Annotated in this window: 23 protein-coding genes; 11 read left to right on the forward strand and 12 right to left on the reverse strand. The window is 71.0% G+C overall.

The features are described 5' to 3' along the window. Positions 1-2 precede the first annotated feature (2 nt). Entirely contained in the window at positions 3-941 is a 939-nt protein-coding gene (locus AC068B_RS06270; RefSeq protein WP_478669421.1) for an oxidoreductase, read from the reverse strand. 86 nt (positions 942-1,027) lie between these two features. Between AC068B_RS06270 and AC068B_RS06275 the strand changes: the two genes are divergently transcribed. After that, the gene (locus AC068B_RS06275; protein WP_478669423.1) at positions 1,028-1,657 is read left to right on the forward strand and encodes an acyl-CoA-like ligand-binding transcription factor; all 630 of its coding nucleotides are present in this window, start codon (positions 1,028-1,030) and stop codon (positions 1,655-1,657) included. A 112-nt stretch (positions 1,658-1,769) separates the two neighbouring features. Here the strand turns inward: AC068B_RS06275 and AC068B_RS06280 are convergent, their stop codons facing one another. Next, positions 1,770-2,102, reverse strand: coding sequence for an HGxxPAAW family protein (locus tag AC068B_RS06280; protein WP_478669424.1), 333 nt, complete (start codon positions 2,100-2,102; stop codon positions 1,770-1,772). A gap of 90 nt (positions 2,103-2,192) precedes the next feature. On the opposite strand from AC068B_RS06280, the gene AC068B_RS06285 reads away from it, so the two are divergent. Beyond that, on the forward strand, positions 2,193-2,657 hold the full coding sequence (locus tag AC068B_RS06285) for a MarR family winged helix-turn-helix transcriptional regulator (protein WP_478670244.1): 465 nt from the start codon (positions 2,193-2,195) through the stop codon (positions 2,655-2,657). Positions 2,658-2,679: 22 nt separating this feature from the next. Here AC068B_RS06285 and AC068B_RS06290 read toward each other — a convergent pair whose 3' ends face one another. The 7 genes from AC068B_RS06290 to AC068B_RS06320 form a co-directional block, all read right to left on the reverse strand. Further along, on the reverse strand, positions 2,680-3,309 hold the full coding sequence (locus AC068B_RS06290) for an HAD-IA family hydrolase (protein WP_478669426.1): 630 nt from the start codon (positions 3,307-3,309) through the stop codon (positions 2,680-2,682). Positions 3,310-3,381: 72 nt separating this feature from the next. After that, the gene (locus tag AC068B_RS06295) at positions 3,382-4,350 is read right to left on the reverse strand and encodes a hypothetical protein (RefSeq protein WP_478669427.1); all 969 of its coding nucleotides are present in this window, start codon (positions 4,348-4,350) and stop codon (positions 3,382-3,384) included. An 84-nt stretch (positions 4,351-4,434) separates the two neighbouring features. Further along, positions 4,435-4,701, reverse strand: a complete 267-nt coding sequence (locus AC068B_RS06300; protein WP_478669428.1) for a hypothetical protein — start codon at positions 4,699-4,701, stop codon at positions 4,435-4,437. Positions 4,702-4,857: 156 nt separating this feature from the next. Next, a complete protein-coding gene (locus tag AC068B_RS06305) occupies positions 4,858-5,583 on the reverse strand; it encodes an ANTAR domain-containing protein (RefSeq protein WP_478669430.1) in 726 nt (241 codons plus the stop codon). A 41-nt stretch (positions 5,584-5,624) separates the two neighbouring features. After that, on the reverse strand, positions 5,625-6,266 hold the full coding sequence (locus AC068B_RS06310) for a GNAT family N-acetyltransferase (protein ID WP_478669431.1): 642 nt from the start codon (positions 6,264-6,266) through the stop codon (positions 5,625-5,627). Positions 6,267-6,550: 284 nt separating this feature from the next. Next, a complete protein-coding gene (locus AC068B_RS06315) occupies positions 6,551-7,648 on the reverse strand; it encodes a family 2 encapsulin nanocompartment cargo protein polyprenyl transferase (protein WP_478669433.1) in 1,098 nt (365 codons plus the stop codon). A gap of 102 nt (positions 7,649-7,750) precedes the next feature. Next, positions 7,751-9,154 carry a family 2B encapsulin nanocompartment shell protein gene (locus tag AC068B_RS06320; RefSeq protein ID WP_478669434.1) on the reverse strand — a complete coding sequence of 468 codons (1,404 nt, stop codon included), beginning with the start codon at positions 9,152-9,154 and terminating at the stop codon, positions 7,751-7,753. 183 nt (positions 9,155-9,337) lie between these two features. Between AC068B_RS06320 and AC068B_RS06325 the strand changes: the two genes are divergently transcribed. The 4 genes from AC068B_RS06325 (at position 9,338) to AC068B_RS06340 (ending at position 13,989) form a co-directional block, all read left to right on the forward strand. Continuing rightward, the gene (locus tag AC068B_RS06325; RefSeq protein WP_478669435.1) at positions 9,338-11,989 is read left to right on the forward strand and encodes a rhomboid family intramembrane serine protease; all 2,652 of its coding nucleotides are present in this window, start codon (positions 9,338-9,340) and stop codon (positions 11,987-11,989) included. 99 nt (positions 11,990-12,088) lie between these two features. Further along, positions 12,089-12,325 carry a hypothetical protein gene (locus tag AC068B_RS06330; protein WP_478669437.1) on the forward strand — a complete coding sequence of 79 codons (237 nt, stop codon included), beginning with the start codon at positions 12,089-12,091 and terminating at the stop codon, positions 12,323-12,325. 139 nt (positions 12,326-12,464) lie between these two features. Continuing rightward, a complete protein-coding gene (locus tag AC068B_RS06335; RefSeq protein ID WP_478669438.1) occupies positions 12,465-13,055 on the forward strand; it encodes an N-acetylmuramoyl-L-alanine amidase in 591 nt (196 codons plus the stop codon). Positions 13,056-13,065: 10 nt separating this feature from the next. Further along, positions 13,066-13,989, forward strand: a complete 924-nt coding sequence (locus tag AC068B_RS06340) for a 1-aminocyclopropane-1-carboxylate deaminase/D-cysteine desulfhydrase (protein ID WP_478669439.1) — start codon at positions 13,066-13,068, stop codon at positions 13,987-13,989. A gap of 5 nt (positions 13,990-13,994) precedes the next feature. On the opposite strand, the gene AC068B_RS06345 is transcribed toward AC068B_RS06340, so the two are convergent. Further along, the gene (locus tag AC068B_RS06345) at positions 13,995-15,593 is read right to left on the reverse strand and encodes a Na+/H+ antiporter (protein WP_478669441.1); all 1,599 of its coding nucleotides are present in this window, start codon (positions 15,591-15,593) and stop codon (positions 13,995-13,997) included. Positions 15,594-15,639: 46 nt separating this feature from the next. On the opposite strand from AC068B_RS06345, the gene AC068B_RS06350 reads away from it, so the two are divergent. The 3 genes from AC068B_RS06350 (at position 15,640) to AC068B_RS06360 (ending at position 17,583) form a co-directional block, all read left to right on the forward strand. Then, positions 15,640-15,900, forward strand: a complete 261-nt coding sequence (locus AC068B_RS06350; RefSeq protein ID WP_468556868.1) for a UBP-type zinc finger domain-containing protein — start codon at positions 15,640-15,642, stop codon at positions 15,898-15,900. Between the two features lie 247 nt (positions 15,901-16,147). Next, positions 16,148-16,561: an ATP-binding protein gene (locus tag AC068B_RS06355; RefSeq protein ID WP_356256223.1), complete on the forward strand. Its 414-nt coding sequence runs from the start codon at positions 16,148-16,150 to the stop codon at positions 16,559-16,561. Further along, complete coding sequence (locus AC068B_RS06360) at positions 16,558-17,583, forward strand: RNA polymerase sigma factor SigF (RefSeq protein WP_356256220.1); 1,026 nt, start codon at positions 16,558-16,560, stop codon at positions 17,581-17,583. The genes AC068B_RS06355 and AC068B_RS06360 overlap by 4 nt, the downstream gene beginning before the upstream one ends. A gap of 51 nt (positions 17,584-17,634) precedes the next feature. Here the strand turns inward: AC068B_RS06360 and AC068B_RS06365 are convergent, their stop codons facing one another. After that, positions 17,635-18,093, reverse strand: a complete 459-nt coding sequence (locus tag AC068B_RS06365; protein WP_478669443.1) for a hypothetical protein — start codon at positions 18,091-18,093, stop codon at positions 17,635-17,637. Between the two features lie 80 nt (positions 18,094-18,173). On the opposite strand from AC068B_RS06365, the gene AC068B_RS06370 reads away from it, so the two are divergent. Together AC068B_RS06370 and AC068B_RS06375 are read left to right on the forward strand one after the other, a co-directional pair. Beyond that, a complete protein-coding gene (locus AC068B_RS06370; protein WP_055563721.1) occupies positions 18,174-19,142 on the forward strand; it encodes a diacylglycerol/lipid kinase family protein in 969 nt (322 codons plus the stop codon). Between the two features lie 316 nt (positions 19,143-19,458). Continuing rightward, entirely contained in the window at positions 19,459-19,716 is a 258-nt protein-coding gene (locus AC068B_RS06375; RefSeq protein ID WP_016639615.1) for a WhiB family transcriptional regulator, read from the forward strand. Positions 19,717-19,926: 210 nt separating this feature from the next. Here AC068B_RS06375 and AC068B_RS06380 read toward each other — a convergent pair whose 3' ends face one another. Beyond that, positions 19,927-21,393, reverse strand: coding sequence for a sensor histidine kinase (locus AC068B_RS06380; RefSeq protein WP_478670247.1), 1,467 nt, complete (start codon positions 21,391-21,393; stop codon positions 19,927-19,929). Between the last annotated feature and the right edge of the window lie 122 nt (positions 21,394-21,515).

Here is a 21,515-nt window from a genome sequence, read left to right on the forward strand (position 1 = left end):
GGTCAGGCGGCGGCCGGGAACGCGAAGTACACGGAGGTGAGTTCCTCCGACAGGTCCCACAGCCTGCGGCCGCTGTCCGCGTCCGAGGCCCGCGGCGCGAGCTCCACCGTCTTCGGCGCGCCGCGCAGCTCGCCCATGCCGTCGGGGCCGATGAACTGACCGCCCGTCACGCTCGGGTCGGTCGCCGCGAAGAGCGTGGGCAGCGCGCCCTGGGCCGGGGTCTGGGCGAGCGGCAGCAGCAGCCGCCCGAACAGGAACTTCACCATGCCCGCAGGCGAGCTCGTCTGCAGGTTGGTGGACGTGTAACCGGGGTGGGCCAGCACGCTGCGCACCGGGCTGCCGGTCGCGGTCAGCTTCTGGTGGAGCTGCCAGCCGAAGACGGCGTTCGCCAGCTTCGACTGGTTGTAGTAGCCCATGGGCGAGTACTTGCGCTCGCCGTTGATGTCGTCGAAGAACAGGTCGGCCTGGCGGTGGTTGGGCGAGCTCACCGTCACCACGCGGGGGTCCTCCCCGGCCTCGAGGAGGTCGAGCAGCAGCCCGGTGAGCGCGAAGTGGCCGAGGTGGTTGGCCGCGAACTGCACCTCGTGGCCCTGCGGGCTGAGGAGGCGCTTCGGCGGCGCCATCAGACCGGCGTTGTTCACGAGCACGTCCAGGCGCGAGTGATCCGCGTGCAGATCCTCGGAGAAGGCGCGGACGGAGTCCAGGTCCGCCAGGTCGACCCGGCGCACCTCCAGGGCGGCGCCCGGGACCTCGGCGGTGATCTGCTCGACCGCCGCCCGCCCCTTGGCCTCGTCCCGCACGGCCAGGATCACGCGCGCACCCTTGCGCGCCAAGGCCCGGGTGGTCGCGAGACCCAGGCCGCTGTTGGCCCCGGTGACGACGATGACTCGGTTGCTCTGGTCAGGGATCTGCTCGGCGGTCCAGCCACGCTGATTACTCATACGACACAAGCTGCCCGATGTGGCACTCGGTGTCAAGCAGTTCCCTCGATGCCGAAACGTACTCTTGATGCCGAACAGGGCACGAAATGTACACTGAGGCAGTGAGTACCCACCCGGAAGTGAGCCTCGCCCAACGCAAGCGCCAGCTCGTCTCGGACGAGCTGACGTCGGCCGCGCTGCGGCTGCTGACCCGGAGGGGGTTCGACGCGGTCACGGCCGACGAGATCGCGGCCGTCGCGGGAGTGTCCAAGCGGACCTTTTTCCGGTACTTCGCGTCCAAAGAGGACGTGGTGATCCAGTTCCTGGCCGACGTGGGCACCGGCATGCGCGCGGAGCTGGCGTCCCGCCCGGCCGACGAGCCACCGTCGGTGGCGCTGCGCCACACCGTCTGGGTCTCGGTGAGCGCCTGCGCCGGGCCGAGCCAACAGGCGCTGCGCGTGGCGCAGTTGATACTGGAGAGCCCCGCCCTGCACGCCCGCTTCCTGGAGCGCCAGGCGCAGTGGGGCGACGAGCTCACCGAGGAGCTCGCCCACCGCCTCGGTCTGGATCCGCGCACGGATCTCTATCCCCAACTGGCCGCCCGCATCGCCCTGTCCGCCTTCGGGGCCGTACTGCAGAGGTGGAGCGCGGGCGACGGGGCGGAGGACCCGGCCGTGCTGACCGACCGGGTCTTCGCCGTCATCGCACCGGCACTGGACGCGGTGGGCCGGAGGTAGGCGGCGCATCAGAGGCGGACGTTCATGTGGCCGGACTCCACCGGGCCTCAAGCGGTCAGGCCTCGCCCCGCCCGAGTTCAGCCCCCTCGGCGGCCCGTCAGGCGTCAGCCTTTCAGGACGCCTCGGCCTCCCGGACGGACCCGCCGGACCGGCCGGACCGACCAGCCATTCGGCAGCCGAGGCAGTTCACGTGCCCGGCCCGCACGGAGAGGTCCCGCGTCGACAACCGCCACTGATCGGGGCTGCGCGGCGTCGGCGGCTTGCCCCAGCCCGCCAGGTGCAGAACCCATGTGACCAGCACCGACGCCACCAGGAGTATCAGCCCCAGCCAGATCCCCGGGCGCCAGCCGACGACGCCCACACCCACGGCCACGGTCCCGAGCATCGCGATGAGGGATCCCGTCCACCCCGCGGCGGTGTGGCCTTCGTCGTGGTGTCCACTCACGTCCCTGCCTCCTTCTTGCCTGTGCACGCCGTACGATGTCTTAGCAAGTAAGGAATTTATCTTAGGCAGTAAGGGAGTTCAATGCATTCCATGCAGGGGAAGGCCCACCCCGCCGCCTCCGCCGCGGACGCCATCGGTGCACTGGACGATCTCGTCGCCACGAACCTCATCGGCCGTCAGGAGCTGGCCCGCAACCTCGACCTGAGCGTCAAGGACCTGGTCTGCTTCGCGCACGTCCTGGAGGCGGACGCCCCGGTCACCGCGGGCGACCTGGCCGACCGCGCGCACGTGACGACGGGCGCGGTCACCGGCATCCTCAACCGTCTGGAGCGCGGCGGGTTCGTGGCGCGCAGGCCCGACCCCACCGACCGGCGCCGGGTGCACGTCACCGCGGAACCGGCCGCCGCCGAGCGGGTGCAGGCCGTCTACGGCCCGTACTCCGCGCTGCTCACCGAGCTCTGCGCGAAGTACTCGGCGGACGAGCTCGCGGTGATCACCGACTGGCTCACCGGCGCCGCGGCCCTGGCCCGCACGTATCTGGAGGACTCCTGCTGAGGTCCGCCCGTGGCCTTTGCGGTCAGCCCGACGCCTCCAACGCCCCCCGCAGATCCGCCGGTTCACGGTAGAGCAGCCCGCTCATCCCGATCGCGACCGCGGCGTCCACGTTCTCCCCGCGGTCGTCCACGAAGAGGCAGCGGCCGGGGGCGACACCGGCCCGCTCCGCCGCCGTCTCGTAGATGCGCCGGTCCGGCTTGGCGATGCCGAGGTCGGCGCTGCTGATCACATCGTCCAGGATGCCGTCGGGGCCGGTCAGCCCGAGCAGGGCGAGGTCGTCGGCGAGCCACGGCGTCGCGTTCGTGACGAGCAGGACGGGCAGCCCGGCCGCGCGGACCCCTCGGAGCAGCCCCACCACGACGTCGTCGGCCCGGAACTTCGTCTCGGCGAGCGTCGTCCCGAGCTCGTGGCCGCGCGCCCACGGCACCCGGTCGGCAAGCCCGTCGGCGATCGACTCGATCCACCGCTCCTTGGTGATCTCGCCGCGCATCAGCGGCAGGTCGGTCTCGGGCCGGAAGGCCACCTCGGCCGTGCTGCCCGCAGGCAGACCTGCCGAGTGCTCCGCCTGCTCCAGTTCCGCCATGTCGTAGAAACGAATCACGCCGTCGAGGTCAGTGAGTACGGCGTCGAACGCCCGGCCGCGGATCGTCATCCCATGTGTCTATCACGCGCCTGCGGGACAGCGGACGGCTCCCTCCGCCCACCGCTTGCCCGCCGCCCTCGCCTACCCGAGCACCTTCCGGATCTCCGCCCGCACCCGGTTCTGGTCCTTGCGCACGGCCTCGTACCGGGACTTGTTGCGGCGCAGGTCGTCGCGCTGTTTCTCGTCGGCGACCGCCCACCACACCCCTGCGACGTTCAGGTCGCGGTTGCACTCGACGTCGGCGACGGCCGTGCCCAGCTCCCGCTTCGTACGGTGGGTGCTGCCGTCTTCGCGCCCCTTGCGCCACGCCTTGTCGCGGAATGCCTGCGCCGGGCTCGCGTACCGCTCGAAGCCCTTGTCCTCGACGCAGCGCGACCAGTCGGCGAACGCCCTGCGGACCCGCTCGTCCTTGGCGACGGCCGTGTTGATCTTCTCGGTGCGCTCGGGGACGTAGGTCCACAGGCGCGTCTCGTCGCCCACCGTCGCCATGGTGCGCCGCGTCGCCTCCGCGGAGCAGCCGCCCGCCGGGACCCTGCGGCCGTGCACCACCGAACGGCCGCCTTCACCCGTCTCGGTCCCGTTCAGCACGGAGTCCTCGCGGGCGGTCACCTCCCGCCCCTTCGGCAGCAGCTCCGCGGTCATGGAGTCGGTACGGTCGGGGTCGCTGCCGTAGCCCCAGCGGCGGGCCTGGTCGAGGTCGAGCGTCCCGTACGGGGACACGTAGACGAGCGTCGAGGTGAAGCTGTTCGCCATCTCGGTTCCGCCGATCCAAGTGTCGGGTTCGAGCGGGAAGTCGTCGAACCCGAAGCTCCGCATGCACTCCCGCTGCAACCGGTTCTCCGCCTCCCGCAGGCGCTTCTCCTCCTTGCCGCTGAACTCGTATCGGTCCAAGGGGAGTTCAGGAAGGTCGTCCACGCTCTTCACTCGCGGCACGCCGGGCTCCCGCGCGTACCCGGGCAGCGAGGAGCCCTCCGAGCCCGCACCGGATCCCGACCCGCACCCCGCCAACACCGCACCCGTCAGGGCGAGTACGCCCCACCGCACCTTCATCGGACCCCTCCCGGACGGCCGTGGCGCCGATCCGTGGGACCTTACCGCCGCGGTCGAAGGGACGGCCCGGCGGCCCGGAGTACGTCACTTGCTCTCGCCACCGGGCGGCGCATGCCCCTCACCACCGGGCTGCGCAGGCCCCTCGCCACCGGGCTGCGCATGCCTCTTGTCGTTCCGTGAGCGGGACCGCATGGCGCGCCCGCTCCCACTGCCGCCGCCCCGTGCGCCCGCTGCCGCGTCCTCGTCCGCCTCGGCGACACACGCCTCGCACTGCGCGTTGCGGCACGGCCCGGGGCCCCACACGGGGACGAACACCCCGAGCACCTTGCGCCGCCGGATCGCCGTACCCACCGGCCCTCCGCAGGCCGCGCACACGGGCTCGTCCTGCGGGGCGGGGCCGGGCCGTGGCCCTTCACGTGGCCCTTCGCTGCCCATGGCTCCAGGTTATTCCGGTTCAACCGGTCCCGGCAGTCCTGCGGCGGCCCCCGCCACGGCTCCCGCCTCCGGTCACCGCTGGCGGATCTCCGTCGTGTCGACCTCGCCCGCCACCACCTGCCGCGCGAAATCCCCGAGCCGCAGGCGCCGGTGCCGCGCGTGCTTGCGCAGCGCGCCGAACGCCTCGTCAACCGAGCACTGCCACCGCTCGGCGAGCACGCCCTTGGCCTGCTCGATGGCGATCCGGCTGGTGAGCGCCGCCTGCAGTTGGCCGCACTCCACGATGCTCCGCTCCAGGGACCGCTGGCGCGCGACCGCGGCAGCCGCGAGATCGGCGAACATCTGCGCGCACGCCAGCTGTTCGTCGCTCAGCGGCTCCTCGCGGCTGGCGCCGAACAGGCCGAGCGCGCCCACCACCGGCGCCGCACCCACCGCCCACCCGGAGCCCACCGCCTGCTCATCGCCCGACGGCTCCTGCCGCAACGGCACCACGCACACGGCCACGAACCCCGCGGCCCGCGCCTCCTGCGCGAACCAGGGCCACCGCGCGGCCGCCTCCGCCCCGTCGAGGTCGATGTGCGGCAGGGCCGTGCCCGACAGACAGGTGTCCCGGCTCGGGCTCGCGCCCCGGAGGAAGGCGGCCAGCTCGATCTCCCTCGTCCGCTCGTCCGACGCCTCGACAACGGCCGTCACACCCGCAGCGACCGCGCCCCCGCGGTCACCGATGAGCAGCACGGCAGCGGCGGAGACCCCGAGCAGGTCCGCGCAACGAACGGTCAGGTCCTGCAGTAACTCCACAGCGCTCCCCGGTCGTGAACGATTACGTCAGCTTCGCGGGCTCACCGGCCGTCCGCCCCTGCCTGCCGCGGCTCGCGCCACATCGGCCACATCGGCGGCCCGTCCGGCAGGTCGAGCGTCGTCCCCATGAAGGCGAAGCCGAGGCGCGCGTACAGATCGCGGCTGCGCGCGTTGCTTGCCTCCAGATAGGCGTGCAGGCCGTCGCGGTCGCAGCGGTCGAGCACGGCGGAGACGAGTGCCGTGCCGAGTCCTTCGCCCTGGCGGTCCGGGTGCACGGCGATGAGGTGCAGGTACTCGTGCGCGCGGTCGGTGGGGTGGATCGCTTCGGTCAACCGGCCGATCAGTTCGACCCGTTCGTTGTCCGGGTCGACGGCCCGGCGCAGCAGCACCGGCCCGTCCTCCGCGCTCGCCGCGTCCGCTGCGTCGCCCCCGCCGTCCTCGTGCGGGCCCGCGGGAACGGACCACCACAGGGCCACGGCCGCGCCGTCCTCGGTGATGTCGACGTACCCCTCATCGAGCGCGATGTCGAGGAAGGCGGACATCAGGGCACGGTGCGTACGCAGGCGGTGCCCCGCGTCGGGGAAGACCCAGCTGCTGACCGGATCGTGCACCAACGCCGCGTCGAGCAGCCGGACCACGTCCGCCCGGTCGCCCTCCCCGGCTCTCCGGATCGCCACACCCACAGCCCGCCCCTAATCACTTGTCCACTTCCGACCGCGCGCCCACCGATGTGCCAACTCTGTGCCGCGCATCGCCGGGTTGCAGCGTAGGTGATCGCCTTCATATGCACAGGAGAGCCCCGCAGCGTGGCCGGATCGCGGGGACGTGTGGGCCCTGCGGGCGGTGCTGCCCCGCTCGGCGCCCACGGTCCGGCTGAGCTTGTCGTTGCGAGGGCGCGGCGACCGATCGCAGGCCTCTGCCGAGCCGCTTGTGGCGGCTTTCGAGTGACCTGTTTCCGTCGTGCCCTTCAGTGCGTACGCCGCGTCACGAACTCGGCGAGGGCCAGCAGGCCGCCCGCCGACTCCGGGTCCGGCACCGCCCTCGCGAGCTGACCGATCGCCAGGGACATCCGGTCGGCCGCGTGCACCTGCGCCCAGTCGCGGCCGCCCGCGCTCTCCACGGCACGGGCCGCGCGCGCCGCTTGCTCCGGCGCGCTCTCCGTCCTGTCGGGCGGGGTTTCGTACAGCTCGGCCAGCTCGGCCGCGGCCGGTGTGCCCGAGGCCAGGGCCGCGACGACCGGCAAGGACTTCTTGCGGGCGGCGAGGTCGGCGCCCGCCGGTTTGCCGGTGTGCCCCGGATCGCCCCAGATGCCGATGACGTCGTCGATGAGCTGGAAGGCGAGCCCTGCCTCGCGGCCGAAGCCGTCGAGCGAGTCGACCTCGTCGAGGCCCGCGCCCGCGTACACCGCCCCGAGCGCGCAGGCGCAGCCGAGCAGCGCCCCCGTCTTGGCCTCGGCCATGGCGAGACACTCGTCCAGCGTGACCTCGTCCGGGCCGCGGCGCTCCAGTGCGCAGTCCGCGTGCTGGCCCGCGCAGAGCTCCATGACACAGCTGGCGAGGCGGGCGGACGCCGCCGGGGCCCCCGGGTGGGGGTCCTCGGCGAGCATCCGCTGCGCCAGTGCCTGCAACGCGTCACCGGCGAGGATCGCGTCGGCGTCGCCGAACACGGTCCAGACGGTGGGCCGGTGCCTTCGCGTGGTGTCGCGGTCCATCACGTCGTCGTGCAGGAGCGTGAAGTTGTGCACCAACTCCACGGCGGCCGCCGCCCGCACCGCCCCCGTGGGGTCCCCGCCGAGCGCACGCACCGCGGTGAGCACGAGCGCGGGCCTGATGGCCTTGCCCGCGTCCCCCGCGGCCGGTGTGCCGTTCGCGTGCTCCCATCCGAAGTGGTAGCGCGCGACCCTGCGCAGGGACCCGGGCAGTGTGTCGATCGCCCTGCGCAGCTCCGGATCGACGAGCGTCCGGGTCGACGCCAGGATGTCCGTGGCCTCCAGCCCGTCAGCGGGCTCCGGGGTGCGCCCCTCCATGTGCACTGTGCCTGCCGTGTCCGTCGTCGTGTCCGTCATGGACTCACCCCGGGAAGGATGCGGACGGTGGCTGTTCCTCGGCGTGTGGGCGCGTACGGAGGGGGTGTACCCCGTGCCACGACCGGGGACACGGCCGCGGGGTCACCAGCGGCCGATCTCCACGTTCTCCAGGACGCCGAGCGCGTCGGGCACGAGCACCGCGGCGGAGTAGTAAGTAGACACCAGGTAGGAGATGATCGCCTGCTCGCTGATGCCCATGAAGCGGACGGACAGGCTCGGTTCGATCTCGTCCGGGATGCCGGTCTGGTGCAGGCCGACGACGCCCTGCTCCTCCACGCCCGTACGCATACAGATGATGGATGTCGTGCTGGCCTCGGTGACCGGGATCTTGTTGCACGGGAAGATCGGCACGCCGCGCCAGGTGGGGATCCTGTTGCCGTTCATGTCGATGGTCTCGGGGACGAGCCCCCGCTTGTTCAGCTCGCGGCCGAACGCGGAGATCGCGCGCGGGTGGGCGAGGAAGAGCTTGGATCCGCGCCTGCGGCTGAGCAGTTCGTCCAGGTCGTCCGGGCTGGGCGCGCCGTCGTGCGGCTGGATCCGCTGGTCGTACTCGCAGTTGTTGAGGAGGCCGAACTCGCGGTGGTTGATGAGCTCGTGCTCCTGGCGCTCCTTGAGCGCCTCGACCGTGAGCCGCAGCTGCTGCTCGGTCTGGTTCATCGGCTGGTTGTAGAGGTCCGCCACGCGCGTGTGGATGCGCAGGACGGTCTGGGCGACGCTCAGTTCGTACTCACGCGGCGCCGATTCGTAGTCCACGAAGGTGCCGGGGAGCACGGCTTCGCCGACGTGACCGGCGGACAGGTCGATGGGTGACTCGCCGAAGGTGTTGGTGCGCTGCGTCGGGAGCGACCGCAGGCGCTCGAGGTGGCTCTGGAGGGATTCGCTGCGCTCCGCGACCTGTTCGAGGTCCTGGCGGGGCAGGGCGAGGACCGTGCATGCGGTGACCGCACGGGCGGTGTACTCCCAGATGGCCTCGGAGTCGACGAGCGCCTGGTCGCCGAAGTACGCGCCGTCGGCGAGGGTCTCGAGGACGGTGTCGTCCCCGTACGGCCCCGTGCCGATCTTCTCGACGCGGCCGTGCGCGAGCAGGAACACCTCGTCCGCCGGACTGCCGAAGGAGGTCAGGACCTCTCCCGCGGCGAACTCCCGCTGCCTGCAGCGCTGCGCTAGCTCGCCGAGGACCTCCTGGTCCTCGAAGTCCCGCAGCACCGGCAGCTCGCCGAGCTCCGCCGGGATGACCTGCACGCGGTCGGCTGTCTTCACGAAGGTCACCCGGCCGTCGCCGACCGAGTAGCTCAGCCTTCGGTTCACCCGGTACGTACCACCCTGCACCTGGACCCAGGGCAGCATCCGCAGCAGCCAGCGCGAGCTGATCTCCTGCATCTGTGGCGCGGACTTGGTGGTGGTGGCCAGATTCCGTGCGGCGGAAGTACCGAGACTCTGCTGCGGCTGCTCCGACTCAGAACGGATCTCTTCGCCTACCGACATTGGCTATGCCCTCCCGGATACCAGCGGTCATCTGCGCGCCCAACCCTTCCAGCACGGAACGTGTCGGCGCCATTACACAAACGAGCGGGAATGGATCACGCTCCGGCGGGGCAGGAGGGGCGTTTCCACTCGTTCGGCCCAACCCGGGAGGTGTCGGGCTCCGCTGCCTGGTGGGCTCGGGAGATGACCACCTCCGCGGCCCCTCCCGGCACCGGTGCGCAGGGGCCGGACCCGGCGGCTCCGCTCGCGCCGCCGGGCGAGCGCGGTCCGGTGCGGCTGTTGCGTGCCGTCGGCCGGGCGTTCGAGCCGGTCCGCCGCGCGCCGGTGACCGTGTTCGTCGTCGTCGCGCTGTGGGCCGTCGGCGCCTTCACCGGGAGCCTCGGTTCCGGTCCGTCCGGCACGCTCCTCAGCGACATAGGCGTGGGCGTGCCCGCGCTCGCGGACGGCCGCTGGTGGACCCCGCTCACCTCCGTCCTGTGGTGCCCGGGGATCGGCAACTACATCGGCTCCACACTGCTGTTGCTGCTCCTGGGCTCGGCCGCCGAGCAGCGCATGGGCTCCCTGCGCACGGCGGTCGTCCTGTTCCTCGGCCAGGTGCTGGGGTCGCTGCTCGGCTCCGGGATCGTGAAGCTGGGCGCGCTGGCCGGCGAGGACTGGCTGGACGACCTCTCACGGAATCTGACGGCGACGCCCGGCATCGGCGCCTGCGCCGTCGGCGCCTTCCTCAGCTACCGCCTCGACGCCCTGTGGCGGCGCAGGCTGCAGCTGGGCCTGATCGTGTTCCCGCTGATGCTCATGCTGTACGTCGGACACCTGCAAGGGGTGCTGCGCCTGGCCGGTGTCGTAGTGGGCCTGGCGCTCGGCGCCCTCGCGCACGGGGACACGCACCGCATGCGGATGCCGCACGCCTCACACGCCGAGGGGCGCGTCCTGGTGGCCCTGGTGGTGGCCGCCTCCGCCATCGGTCCGCTCATCGCCACCCTCTACAAGGACTCGCTCGGCCCGTTCAACGTCCTCGATCTGTACGTCTCCGGCGGGCCGAGCCCGCAGGACATCGCGGACGCCTGCGCCGAGGCAGGCAGCTCCGAGTGCGCCCGAGTCCACGCGCAGGACCACTTCTACGGCTCCCCCGCGATGCTCATGGGGATCGCGATCCCGCTGCTGCTGCTCGTGCTCGCCGAGGGGCTGCGGCGCGGGCTGCGGCTGTCCTGGCGGATCACGGTGGCCGCGCAGCTGGTGTGGCTGGGACTCATGGCGTATCTGCTGAGCGACATCGCCTCGCACCCGGACCGGTACGTCCTGGAGGGCAGCGACCTGTCCGACCAGAAGGCGGCGATGATCCAGGCGGTCGTCGAGCAGATGCTGCTTCCGCTGCTCGTCCTGGTGCTGCTCTTCCTCACCCGGAGGCTCTTCGCGGAGGTCCTGCCGCGCACCACCGTGACGTGGCTGGCGGGGACCGTCGGCGGGGCGCTGCTGCTGGCCTGCGTCGCGTACGTGGGCGTCGGGTACGCGGTGCGCGACCAGTACACGCCCGACGCGACGTTCGCGAAGCTGGTCTCGGGCCTGCCGACGCTGTTCCTGCCGCCGAGTTACGAGCCGTTCTTCTTCCAGGGCCGGGCCCCCGTGCCGGTCGGCGGCACCGCCCTGGCCCTGTACGAGTACTGCGGGATGCTCTTCTGGGTGGTCACTCTGATCGCGCTCTTCGTGGCGTTCCGGCGGCCCCTGCTGCACGCGGACCCCGGCGCCGCCGCACGCGCGCGTGCCCTGCTGGCCGCACACGGGGGCGCCACGCTCTCGTATCTGACGACGTGGCCGGGCAACCACTACTGGTTCTCGGCGGACGGCCGGGCGGCGGTCGCCTACCGCGTGCATTCGACGGTCGCGCTCACCACGGGCGACCCCTTCGGGGAGCCGTCCGCGCGCGGGGACGCGATCGACGGCTTCGCCGCGTACTGCGACCGGCGCGGCTGGACGCCCTGCTTCTACAGCGTGACGGCCGACGCCAAGGCCCGCACGGACGCGCTGGGCTGGAGCTCGGTGCAGGTCGCCGAGGACACGGTCGTGCCTCTCCCGGAGCTGGCCTTCACGGGCAAGAAGTGGCAGGACGTCCGCACCGCCCTGAACAAGGCCAAGAAGGAGGGCATCACGGCGGAGTGGCACGTCTTCCCGAAGGCCCCGATCGCGCTCACCGACCAGGTCCGCTCGATCTCCGAGGAGTGGGTCGCCGACAAGGGGCTCCCCGAGATGGGCTTCACGCTAGGCGGCCTGGACGAGCTCGACGACCCGCATGTGCGGTGTCTCCTCGCGGTCGACGGGGACCGCACCGTGCACGGCATCACGAGCTGGATGCCGGTCTACGGAGACTCCGCACACGCCGAGGAGAGGAAGGAGGGAGAGGACGGAGAGGAGGGAGAGGCCGCCGACGGGGTGGCGGCCCGGCCGGTGGGCTGGACCCTGGACTTCATGCGGCGCCGCTCCGACGGGTTCCGCGGCTCCATGGAGTTCCTGATCGCGTCCGCGGCACTCGGCTTCAAGGAGGAGGGCGCCCAGTTCCTCAGCCTCTCCGGGGCGCCACTCGCCCGCTCCGACACGGGCGAACCGCCCGCCGCGCTGCAGCGCCTCCTCGACTACGCGGGCCGCACCCTGGAGCCGGTCTACGGCTTCCGTTCGCTGCTCAACTTCAAGGCGAAGTTCCAGCCCGAATACCGGCCCATGTACATGTGCTACCCCGACCCGGCGGCCCTTCCCAGCATCACCCGGGCGATCGGCAAGGCCTACCTCCCGCACATGAAGCCGTCCCAGGGAGTGCGCCTGATGCGCAAGCTGACCGGCTAGCCCCCGGCGGCCGGGGAACCACAAGATCCGCACGACCGTTGAACCGATACGGAACACCGCACCACCAGAACCCTTGGTACCAACCGGCAGGAGAGAGCAATGGCAGGCTTCCTGGATCGCGCCAAAGAGCAGGCCCAGCGGGGCCTCACCCAGGGCAAGCAGAAGATCGACGAGGTCCAGGAGAAGCGCGCGGGCGACGCTCTCCTGAAGAAGCTCGGCGCCGCCTATTACGCCGAGCGCCGGGGCACCGGCTCCTCGCAGGCCACCCAGCAGGCGCTGCAGGCCCTGGAGTCCCACATCGCGACGAACGGGGACGGATTCCTGCACGGCAATTGACCGGATCGGCTCGCACGGTGCCCGAACAGGCCACGGATCGCTTCCGAACGGCTGGTCCGGGCACCGGAGTTCCGGTACAAGCAGGGCATACGAGACGGCCCGCGACCAGCGGCCGTCGTGCCCTGCAAAGGAGGCGGTCATGGCCCCACCCATGTCCGCAGGCCGGTTCCTCGACATCCTGCGAGACGAAGGCGTGACCGTCGTCGAAGTCGGCGACTGGGAGCACCACAACCGCAACCACAAAGGCCCCTGGGGCCCCGTTCACGGCGTGGTGATCCACCACACCGTGACCAAGGGCAGCGAGCGCACGGTGGAGATCTGCCGGGACGGCTTCGCCTCGCTCCCCGGGCCGCTCTGCCACGGCGTCATCACCAAGGACGGCCACGTCCACCTCGTCGGGTACGGCCGCGCCAACCACGCGGGCCTGGGCGACGACGACGTGCTCCGCGCGGTCATCGCGGAGAAGCGCCTGCCCCCGGACAACGAGGCGAACACCGACGGCAACCGTCACTTCTACGGCTTCGAGTGCGAGAACCTCGGCGACGGCGAGGACCCGTGGCCCGACGAGCAGCTGGAGGCCATCGAGAAGGTCTCGGCGGCGATCTGCCGCCACCACGGCTGGACGGAGCGTTCGGTCATCGGCCACCTGGAGTGGCAGCCGGGCAAGGTCGACCCGCGCGGCTTCACGATGGACTCGATGCGGGACCGCATCGAGGAGCGCCTCAAGTGACAATGGCGGGGTGCACCACACCCCGCCCGCCCCGCTCGAACCGCTCCCGCGGCTGCCGTCGCCGCTGCAGCGCGTGGCGGACGACCGTTTCGGCCGCCATGGCGTGGAGCTGTCGCTCAAGCGGGACGACCTGATCCACCCGGACCTGCCGGGCAACAAGTACCGCAAGCTCGTCCTCAACCTGCGCAAGGCCGCCGACGCGGGCCACGACACCCTGCTCACGTTCGGCGGCGCCTACTCCAACCACCTGCGTGCCACCGCCGCGGCGGGCCGCCTCCTGGGCCTCGCCACGGTCGGCGTCGTCCGCGGCGACGAACTCGCGGGGCGCCCGCTGAACCCCTCGCTGGCCCGCTGCGCGGCCGACGGCATGCGCCTGCACTTCGTCGACCGGTCGACGTACCGGAGCAAGACCGAGCCCGGCACGCTGGCCGCGCTCCTGGGCGAGACGGGCTGCCAGGACGCGTACGTGATCCCGGAGGGCGGCAGCAACCCCCTCGCCGTCCAGGGCTGCACGGCGCTCGGCGAGGAACTGCGCGGGCACACCGACGTGGCGGCCGTGGCGTGCGGCACCGGCGGCACCCTCGCGGGCCTCGCCGCGGGGCTCGGCCCGGAACAGCAGGCCCTCGGCATACCGGTCCTCAAAGGCGGCTTCCTGGGCGACGACATAGCCGCCCTGCAACGGCGCACGTTCGGCGAACCGACCGCCAACTGGCGCCTGGACGAGCGCTTCCACTGGGGCGGCTACGCCCGCACCCCGCCGGAACTCATCGCCTTCGCCGAGGACTTCGAGCAGCGGCACGGGCCCTCGACCGGCCTCTTGGTCGAACACCTCTACGTCGCCAAACTGCTGTACGCCCTGACCGTCCTCTCCGAAGAGGGCGCTTTCCGGCCCGGCACCCGACTCACCGCGGTCATCACCGGCACGCGCGGGTAGGCGCCTCAGTCCTCGATCTCGTGATGGGCGGCCGCCTCCTCCAGATCGAGCTTGCGCAGCAGCGTCCGCATCATCTCGTCGTCGATGCGCCGCTCGTCCCGCATCTTCACGAACACCTCGCGCTCCGCGGCGATCGCCTCGCGCGCCAGCCGCCGGTAGGTGCCGTCCGCCGACTCCCCCGTCACCGGGTTGGCCTGACCGAGCCGCTCCCACACGGAGTTGCGGCGGCGCTCCAGGACGGTGCGCAGACGGTCCTGGAGGGGCTGTGGGAGGCGGTTGCGCTCGTCCTGCATGAGTTCCTCCAACCGGGCCTCCGCGGCCTGCGAGGCGGCGTTCTGCGCCTGCGCCTCTGCGAGCGTCTCCGCCTGCGCGTCACGGCCCGGCAGTTTCAGGAAACGGATCAGCCACGGCAGCGAGAGCCCCTGCACGACGAGCGTTCCGATCACCGTGGTGAACGTCAGAAACAGGACAAGATTGCGCGCCGGGAACGGCTCCCCGTCGTCCGTGACGAGCGGGATCGAGAAGGCGATGGCCAGCGAGACCACACCCCGCATGCCCGCCCAGCTGACGATCAGCGGCCGCCGCCAGTCCATGTCGGCCTCGCGCTCCTTGATCCGCGCCGAGAGCCCGCGCGGCAGGTACGTCGCCGGATACGACCACACGAAGCGCGCCACCACGACGAAGACGAACACCCCGAACGCGTACCAGACGGCCTGCGCCACGCTGTACTCGCCAAGCCCCTTGAGCACGACGGGCAGCTGCAGCCCGATCAGCGCGAAGACCGCCGACTCCAGGATGAACGCGACGACCTTCCACACCGCGGCCTCCTGCAGCCGCGTCTCGAAGTCGACCTGCCAGGAGCGGTGCCCCAGGTACAGCGCGACGACGACCACGGCGAGCACTCCGGAGGCGCCGACCTGTTCCGCGGCGGCGTACGCGACGAAGGGGATGAGCAGGGACAGCGTGTTCTGCAGCATCGCCTCCTTCAGGTGGGTGCGCAGCCAGTGGATCGGCACCATGAGCAGCAGCCCGACGCCGACCCCGCCGACCGCGGCCACCAGGAACTCCCGGACACCGCCCGACCAGCTCGCGCCCTCGCCGACCGCCGCCGCGATGGCCACCTTGTAGGCGGTGATCGCGGTCGCGTCGTTCACCAGGGACTCGCCCTGGAGGATCGTGGTGATCCTCGACGGGAGGCCCACCTTGCGCGCGATGGCCGTCGCGGCGACCGCGTCCGGTGGCGCGATCACGGCGCCGAGGACGAGCGCGGCGGTGAGTGGCAGGTCGGGGATGAGCAGGTAGGCGAGCCAGCCGACGGCGACCGTGGCGAACAGAACGTAACCGACCGAGAGGAGCGCGACGGGTCTGATGTTGGCCCGCAGGTCCAGGTAGGAGCTCTCCAGGGCGGCCGTGTGCAGCAGCGGGGGCAGGATCAGCGGCAGCACGATGTGCGGGTCGAGGTGGTAGTCGGGCACGCCGGGGAGGTTCGAGGCGATGAGCCCGACCCCGACCAGGAGCAGCGGCGCCGGCACCGGGGTCCTGCGTGCTGCCCCGGCCACCACGGCACTCGCCGCGATCAGTGCCACCAGCGGCAATACATCCATCGGCAGACCCCTCCGCCCTCCGCGTTCCCGTCGTAACCTGGCAATCATGAACGAGTGCCCGCACGTCACAGCGCTGCCGCACCCCGAGGTGCCCCCGCTGAGCGAAACGTGTCTCGAGTGCCAGGCCGTCGGCAGCCACCCCGTCCAGTTGCGGCTGTGCCTGGAGTGCGGGCACGTGGGCTGTTGCGACTCTTCCCCTTTCCAGCACGCGACGGCACATTTCAGGGAGAGCTCACACCCTGTGATGAGGACCTTCGAGCCGGGCGAGAGCTGGCGCTGGTGCTTCGTGGACGGTTCGATCGTCTGACGTTTGGGTACGTCAACCCGGCGCCCGTTCTTTCCAATTGGGCCTGCGCGACCCCTAGCCACTGTCCGTACTCATAGGCTTACTATGAGTGACAGCATCAGGCCGGGGTCCCCGGGACACGGAGCTGGGGAGCGCGGTAGCGTCACCGCAGAACGACGTGGGGCGTTACCCGTGTGACGCAGCCCGGACCGCCGCTGGACGGCGGCTCCGGAACCCCGAAAGTGCTTGTACCACCTTGGAGGTGAGGGTGTCCCAGATCGCAGGCGAGCCCGGGAATCAGGACTTCGTGGAGGTCCGCCTTCCGGCTGCGGGTGCCTACCTGTCGGTGCTGCGGACGGCCACGGCCGGCCTTGCAGCGCGTTTGGACTTCACTCTCGACGAGATCGAGGACCTCCGCATCGCGGTCGACGAGGCCTGCGCGATCCTGCTCCAGCAGGCCGTGCCCGGCTCGGTGCTCAGCTGCGTCTTCCGCCTCGTCGACGACTCGTTGGAGGTGACGGTTTCGGCGCCCACGACCGACGGCCGGGCCCCGGAGCGGGACACCTTCGCCTGGACGGTGCTGTCGGCCCTCGCGGGCCAGGTGGACTCGACCGTCGCCGAGGACAAGACCGTCTCGATCAGCCTCTACAAGAAGCGCGGCGCGGGACCCGGGCCGGCGTGAGGGACGGGGACGGGCCGGTGCGGGACGAAGAGCGCGGCACACGAGGTCTGCCCGCCGACGGCAGGGAGGGGTTGCGCCGTATGACCACCGGAATCCCCGAACAGCAGGCCAAACCGCACCCGGAGGAGCCGGACCGGTCAGGTCCGCTGAGGGTGGCCGATGTGTCGGAGCAGGCAGAGCCGACCGCCAAGGACGAGCTGAAGCAGCTCTCCGGCCGGGGCGGCGGGCGACGGGCGGGAAACATGAGCGAGCACGGTCGGCACGATCCGCAGGACCGCAGCGGCGCACGCGCGATGTTCATCGAGCTGCGCACCCTGGACGGCGGCAGTCGGGAGTACGCGGAGCTGCGCAACCAACTGGTCCGCATGCACCTGCCGCTCGTCGAGCACCTGGCCCGCCGCTTCCGCAACCGCGGCGAGCCGCTGGACGACCTCACCCAGGTCGCCACGATCGGCCTGATCAAGTCCGTCGACCGCTTCGACCCGGAGCGCGGCGTGGAGTTCTCCACGTACGCGACCCCGACGGTCGTCGGCGAGATCAAGCGGCACTTCCGCGACAAGGGGTGGGCGGTCCGCGTCCCGCGGCGCCTCCAGGAGCTGCGGCTCGCGCTGACGACGGCGACGGCCGAGCTGTCCCAGCTGCACGGCCGCTCCCCCACCGTGCACGAGCTGGCCGAGAAGCTGGCCATCTCCGAGGAGGAGGTCCTGGAGGGCCTGGAGTCCGCCAACGCGTACTCCACGCTGTCCCTGGACGTCCCCGACACGGACGACGAGTCCCCGGCCGTCGCGGACACCCTGGGCGCCGAGGACGAGGCGCTGGAGGGCGTCGAGTACCGCGAGTCGCTCAAGCCGCTCCTGGAGGACCTGCCCCCGCGGGAGAAGCGCATCCTGCTGCTGCGCTTCTTCGGCAACATGACCCAGTCGCAGATCGCGCAGGAGGTCGGCATCTCCCAGATGCACGTCTCGCGTCTGCTGGCGCGCACGCTGGCGCAGCTGCGGGAGAAGCTCCTCGTCGAGGAGTGATCACTCTCCGTAGTGGCCGTTTTTGAGTGGTACCAGCGCTTTTGAGCCGTACTACTTCTGATCCTGGACGTTGCCGGGGCCCTGGATGCCGAGGGCCTCGGTCGTCGCCGGATTGATCACGAGGACGAGCGAGACGACCGCGCAGATCGCGAGCACGATCCCGGCCGGGATCGCCGCGCTGTCGGCCTGCAGCATCTGCCAGGCCACCGGAAGCGCCATGATCTGCGTGATGATCGCGGGACCGCGGCTCCACCGGCGCAGCTTCAGCAGCCCGCGCGCGGCGAGCAGCGGGAGCAGCGCGAGGACGATCAGCGTGATGCCACCCGTCCAGGCCTGCTTGGCGTCGTCGGGCGATCCGGTGATGCCCAGCACGAGCATGTACACGCCCCCGGCGACGAGGGCGAGGCCCTCCAGCGCAACCAGGGCCGCGGCGGCGGTCACCCGCGCGGGTCGCGGGCCCGGCTCGGGCGACTCCGGGGCTTCGGGGGTGGTTTTCCGCTCAGTACTCACCCCAGCAGAGTAGCTCCGGGTGCGTCCGCCCCGGCACCTCGGTCTAGGCCGTGTAAAGAGCGCTAGGTAGTCTGCTTCGCATGCGTGCACTTCTCGTGGTCAACCCGGCGGCAACCACCACCAGTGCGCGTACGCGTGATGTGCTGGTCCACGCGCTGGCGAGCGAGATGAAGCTCGACGCGGTCACGACCGAGTACCGCGGGCACGCCAGGGACCTCGGTCGGCAGGCCGCGGAGAGCAAGGACATCGAGCTGGTCGTCGCCCTCGGCGGCGACGGCACCGTCAACGAGGTCGTCAACGGCCTGCTGCACCACGGACCCGACCCGGACCGCCTCCCCCGCCTCGCCGTCGTCCCCGGCGGCTCCACCAACGTCTTCGCGCGCGCCCTGGGGCTGCCCAACGACGCCGTGGAGGCCACCGGGGCCCTCCTGGACGCCCTGCGCGAGGGCAGTGAGCGCACGGTGGGCCTTGGCATCGCGGGCGGCACACCGGGCACCGAGGACGAGGCCGTGCCCTCGCGCTGGTTCACGTTCTGCGCGGGCCTCGGCTTCGACGGCGGCGTGGTGGGCAGGGTCGAACAGCAGCGCGAGCTCGGCCGACGCTCGACACACGCCCTTTATGTGCGCCAGGTGCTGCGCCAGTTCATCGACGAGCCCCACCGCAGGCACGGAATGATCACCCTGGAGCGGCCCGGCGAGGACCCGGTGACCGACCTGGTGATGTCGATAGTCTGCAACACCTCTCCGTACTCCTACCTGGGCAATCGCCCGCTGTACGCATCCCCGCAGGCCTCCTTCGACACGGCCCTGGACGTGCTGGGCCTGAAGAAGCTCTCCACGGCCGCGGTGGCCCGGTACGGCACCCAGCTCCTGACGTCCACGCCGGAGCGGGGACCGCACGGTAAGCACGCAGTTACGCTCCACGACCTCACAGACTTCACCTTGCATTCAAAGGTTCCTCTGCCCCTCCAGATGGACGGTGACCACTTGGGGCTACGGACGAGCGTGACGTTCACAGGCGTACGCCGGGCACTGCGTGTGATTGTGTGAGTGGAAGGGCCTAAAGTCCTTTCACTCGAACGTTTAGGCCAGGGTCCACCCCATAGAAGTACGGCTGTGACCCAGCCGACACTGAGGAATCAAAAAAAACTTTCCTGAAGGGGTTGTATCCGCCGCCGAGGTTTGCGAATCTCTACATGGCGATCGGGACGGCCCGCAACATCGGCCCCACAGAGAGCCAGAACCCCTCCTCCACCACAGGTCCACACCAGGTAACTGGGCGTCGGCCCTTCCCGTGCGGGGGGATTCGTGAAAGCGTTCACATTCACAAGCAACCTGCATGTAATACCAAGGAGAGGTAGCAGCCATGGACTGGCGTCACAACGCCGTTTGCCGCGAGGAAGACCCCGAGCTCTTCTTCCCCATCGGCAACACCGGTCCTGCGCTGCTGCAGATCGAGGAAGCCAAGGCCGTCTGCCGCCGCTGCCCCGTCATGGAGCAGTGCCTGCAGTGGGCGCTCGAGTCCGGCCAGGACTCCGGCGTCTGGGGTGGCCTCAGCGAGGACGAGCGCCGTGCAATGAAGCGCCGCGCCGCTCGCAACCGTGCACGCCAGGCCAGCGCCTGACACCCACACCCCCCACGAGCCTGAGCTTGGCGGCGCGTACAGCGAGTACGCAACTCCCGCCCCCGAGCCGCAGCCGCGCAGTACCCCCGATGCGCAACGCAACGTGAGCAGTGAGCCCCGGACCAACCAATCGGTCCGGGGCTCACTGCTTTCGTCTGTCTGCCGCCGCGACCTTTTCCGTCGCCGCCGGGCCCCTCGCGATTTCCGCCGCTACTTGTCGCCGCGAACCGGGATGTCCAGGATCACCCGCGTGCCGCGCTCCGGCGCCCGGACCATGTCGAAAGTGCCGCTCAGCTCGCCCTCGACGAGGGTACGGACGATCTGCAGGCCGAGATTGCCGGAGCGGTGCGGATCGAAGTCCTCGGGCAGGCCGACCCCGTCGTCCTGGACGGTGATCAGCAGCCGCGCCTCCTTGGTGGTGCCGCCGCGCACCGCCGACACCTCGACCGTGCCGGTGTCCCCCTCGCGGAAGCCGTGCTCCAGGGCGTTCTGCAGAACCTCCGTGAGGACCATCGACAGCGGCGTCGCGACCTCGGCGTCCAGAATCCCGAAGCGGCCGGTGCGCCGGCCGATGACCTTGCCGGGCGAGATCTCCGCGACCATCGCGAGCACCCGGTCGGCGATCTCGTCGAACTCCACGCGCTCGTCCAGGTTCTGGGAGAGCGTCTCGTGGACGATGGCGATGGAACCCACGCGCCGCACGGCCTCTTCGAGCGCCTCGCGGCCCTTGGCCGAGTCGATGCGCCGGGCCTGCAGCCGCAGCAGCGCAGCGACCGTCTGGAGGTTGTTCTTCACCCGGTGGTGGATCTCCCGGATGGTGGCGTCCTTGGTGATCAACTCCCGCTCGCGGCGGCGCAGTTCGGTGACGTCGCGCAGGAGTACGAGCGAACCGATGCGCGGCCCCTTGGGCTTGAGCGGGATCGCGCGCAGCTGGATCACCCCGTCGCCGCCCTCGATCTCGAACTCGCGCGGCGCCCAGCCGCTCGCCACCTTCGCCAACGCCTCGTCCACCGGGCCGCGGGACGGGGCGAGTTCGGCCGTCGCCCGGCCCAGGTGGTGCCCCACGAGGTCGGAGGCGAGGCCGAGGCGGTGGTACGCGGAGAGCGCGTTCGGCGACGCGTACTGCACGACGCCGTCGGCATCGAGTCGCAGCAGACCGTCACCCACGCGCGGGGAGGCGTCCATGTCGACCTGCTGGCCCGGGAACGGAAACGACCCGGCGGCGATCATCTGCGCCAGGTCGGACGCCGACTGGAGGTAGGTCAGCTCAAGCCGCGAAGGGGTGCGGACCGTCAACAGGTTCGTGTTGCGGGCGATGACGCCGAGGACGCGGCCTTCCCTGCGTACGGGGATGGACTCGACGCGCACCGGAACCTCTTCGCGCCACTCCGGGTCGCCCTCGCGCACGATGCGCCCCTCGTCCAGGGCCGCGTCGAGGAGGGGGCGGCGGCCACGCGGGACGAGGTGGCCGACCATGTCGTCCTGGTAGGAGGTGGGGCCGGTGTTGGGCCGCATCTGCGCCACGGAGACATAGCGGGTGCCGTCGAGGGTGGGAACCCAGAGCACCAGGTCGGCGAAGGAGAGGTCGGAGAGCAGCTGCCACTCCGAGACCAGCAGATGCAGCCACTCGAGATCGGAGTCACCGAGAGCGGTGTGCTGGCGTACGAGGTCGTTCATGGAGGGCACGTGTGGAGCGTACCTTTCGCGTCCGGCGGCTCCCGTCGAGCCGCGGCGCCAGGGCGGGACCCTCAGCCCGCCCACGGCACCGCAGCCCTTCAGGTGCATCGGCCGCCAGAATG

Source organism: Streptomyces sp. NPDC042371 (genome assembly GCF_056437465.1).